This window comes from Martelella sp., assembly GCF_984369615.1.
This window is the reverse complement of the sequence record NZ_CFHTCS010000466.1, coordinates 1-2,895: the sequence shown is the minus strand read 5'-3', so window position 1 is coordinate 2,895 and position 2,895 is coordinate 1. Positions and strand designations below refer to the sequence as shown.

3 protein-coding genes are annotated in these 2,895 nt (G+C 65.4%); all 3 read right to left on the bottom strand.

Annotated features, from left to right (window positions below):
• A partial coding sequence (locus AC5DC2_RS22290) for a serine hydrolase domain-containing protein (protein ID WP_491700070.1) occupies nucleotides 1-888 on the bottom strand: 888 nt, incomplete at its 3' end.
• The gene (locus tag AC5DC2_RS22285) at nucleotides 888-2,636 is read right to left on the bottom strand and encodes an ABC transporter ATP-binding protein (RefSeq protein WP_491700069.1); all 1,749 of its coding nucleotides are present in this window, start codon (nucleotides 2,634-2,636) and stop codon (nucleotides 888-890) included. The genes AC5DC2_RS22290 and AC5DC2_RS22285, both read right to left, overlap by 1 nt.
• Nucleotides 2,633-2,895, bottom strand: a 263-nt coding sequence (locus tag AC5DC2_RS22280) for an ABC transporter permease subunit (protein WP_491700068.1), incomplete at its 5' end; no start/stop codon positions are given. The genes AC5DC2_RS22285 and AC5DC2_RS22280, both read right to left, overlap by 4 nt.

Below are 2,895 nucleotides of genomic sequence, written 5' to 3'. Positions count from 1 at the left end.
GCAGAGCGACGTGCGGATAAAGCCGGTATGGCCGATCGTCCCTTCGGAGCACAGCGCGCCGCCATGCCAGTTCTCGTAAGGCCGCTCCCAGCCATGGGTCCGTTTTTCGGACAGCGGCTCGCGCATCCGTTTCACGACAGGATCGCCGGCGACATCGCGCTGCAAAAGACCGGTCGCGTGGTCAAGCACGGCATCAACCGTGCCGAACAGGCCGGCATGGCCGGAGCCCTGAAGCGCGTGGCAATTTTCGTCATGCACCGCGCCGCAGATCACCCGTCCGCGCCAGTTGCAGCGCTCGGTGGCCGCCGTCTTCTCGGGATCGGCGGAAAAGGCAAAGCCCGGCCCCGGATCGAGATCGCGGACGGTCTTGCCGGAAATCCGCTCCAGCGCGATGCCGAGGAGAATGAAATTGATGTCGGAATAGACGGGCGTTTCGACCCGTTTCCATTCGCGCTGCAGCACGAAGGCGCGCAGCCGGTCCGGATCGCCGCCATAGGTATAGATCGGCTCGACCGCCGGAAAGGGCGTCTGGTGGCCGAGGCACTGGCGGAAGGTGACCTGCCGTTCCCAGCAGTTCGGATCATACTGGCGGAAATCCGGGATGACGGCGGTCAGCGGTTCATCAAGGTCGACCGCCCCCTCCCCGGCCAGCGCCAGAATACGCTCCGTCGTGAAAATCACCTTGGTGAGCGATGCGAGATCGAACCAGGTTTCGGTCGTCATCGGCCGCTTTTCAGGCTCGAGCGCCGCCGCGCCGCAGGCTTGCGTCAGCCGCCTGCCCTCGCCGTCCACAAGCCCGAGAACGCCGCCGGGAATGCGGCCTTCGTCGACCGACGCCTTCAACGCGGCGAAGGCCCTGTCGAAGCGGCCTGAAAAATCCGAGGTCATCACGCCTCTTCCCTCCGCGCCATGTGGTCGTCGCCAAACCGCAGCCAGTCGGCCTTCGGCGGCTCATAGCCCGCCGGGCGCACCAGCGAGGGCACTTCGGTTGTATCAAGCCGATACTCCTGCCGTCGCCGGTCGATGCTCGGCACGGCGGCAATCAGCCGCTTGGTGTAAGAGTGCTTCGGCGCGGATAGCACAGAGGCGGCATCCCCGATCTCGACGATCTGTCCGGCATAGACCACGGCGATGCGGTGGGCGATGCGCTCGACCACGGCCATGTCGTGGGTGACGAACAGGTAGGAGAGGTTCATGTCGCGCTGCAGCTCGGTCAGAAGCTCCAGCACCATCGCCTGCACCGAGACATCGAGGGCGGAGACCGCCTCGTCCAGCACCACGACGGAAGGTTTGAGCATCAGCGCGCGGGCAATGCAGAGGCGCTGGCGCTGGCCGCCGGAGAATTCATGCGGATAGCGGGTGAGCGCATTTTCGGGCAGGCCGACGCGTTCCAGGAGTTCGGCCATGCGGGCGCGTGTCTCGGCGTTCAGCCGCCCGCCGGTGGCAATCACGGGTTCGGCCAGGATGCTGTCAACCCGCAGGCGCGGATTGAGCGAGGCATAGGGGTTCTGGAACACCATCTGGATCGGGTCGCCATGAGCGCTCACGCCTGCCCCTTCGCCCAGATGAAACGCGCCGCGCGTCGGCTCCGTCAGCCCCATGATGGCGCGCGCCGTCGTCGATTTTCCGGAACCGCTTTCACCGACAATGCCCAGCGTCTCGCCCGGCATCAGATCGAAATCGACGCCATCGACCGCATGCACCGCGCCGCCCTGGCGACGGAGGAAGCCGGAGGTGACGGGGAAGCGCACGGTCAGGTCTTCAACGGTCAGCGCGGGTCTGGCCTCTCCAGCCTGCGCACGCGAGAAATCCGTCCGAACGGCGCGGCCGTCGTCGAAGTGCGGCACGGCCTTCAGGAGATGTTGCGTATAGGGGTGTTGCGGATTGTCGAGCACGTCGTCGGTCGGCCCCTGCTCCACCGCCTCGCCCTGCTGCATCACCATCACCTTGTCGGCAATGCCGGCAACGAGGCCGATATCATGGGTGATGAAGATCAGGCCCATCTCGCTTTCGCGCTTCAGTTCGGAAAGCAGCGCGAGGATCTGCGCCTGCACGGTCACATCAAGCGCGGTCGTCGGCTCGTCGGCGATCAGCAGGCGCGGATTGCAGGAGAGCGCCGTGGCGATCATCACACGCTGCAGCATGCCGCCGGAGAGCTGGTGCGGATGGTATTTCAACCGCCGCTCGGCATCGGGAATACGCACGCGTTTCAACGCATCGATCGCCGCGTTCATCGCCTGTCTGCCGGTCAGCCCGTGATGCAGGCGGAAGCTTTCGGCAATCTGCTCGCCGATCGTGTGCACCGGATTGAGCGAGGTCATCGGCTCCTGGAAGATCATGCCGATCTCGCGGCCCCGGATCCTTGCCAAATCCTTCTCGGGCACAGCGGCAAGGTCCGCGACTTCGCCGGAGCCAAGCGCGAAGTCGATCCGTCCCTTGGTGATCCTGCCTCCGCCGAAATCGACAAGCCGGTTGAGGCAAAGCGCGGTGACGGACTTGCCCGAGCCGCTTTCGCCGACGATCGCCAGCGTCTCGCCGGCATCGAGCGTGAAATCGATGCCGTGGACGACCTCGTTTCCGACCGGGTCCTCGCCGAAGCCCACATGCAGATCGGAGACGGAAAGAAGACGGCTCATGCCTCGGCCCTCCTTGAACGCGGGTCAAGAATATCGCGCAGCGCGTCGCCCAGAAGGTTGAAGCCGAGAATGCCGATCATGATGGCGAAGGCGGGAAAAACCAGCAGCCAGGGCGCCATTTCCATCAGGTTGCGCGCCTCGCTCAGCATCAGCCCGAGGGAGGCCTTGGGCGGTTGGGTGCCGAGGCCGAGAAAGGAAAGCCCGGCCTCCGTCAGAAGCGCCCAGGCGAGCGCCAGCGTGACCTGCACGGTGAGCGGCG

What these genes read in the sequence shown, in the direction of transcription:
- AC5DC2_RS22285 (WP_491700069.1), bottom strand. Translation starts at nt 2,636, where the DNA reads ATGAGCCGTCTTCTTTCCGTCTCCGATCTGCATGTGGGCTTCGGCGAG.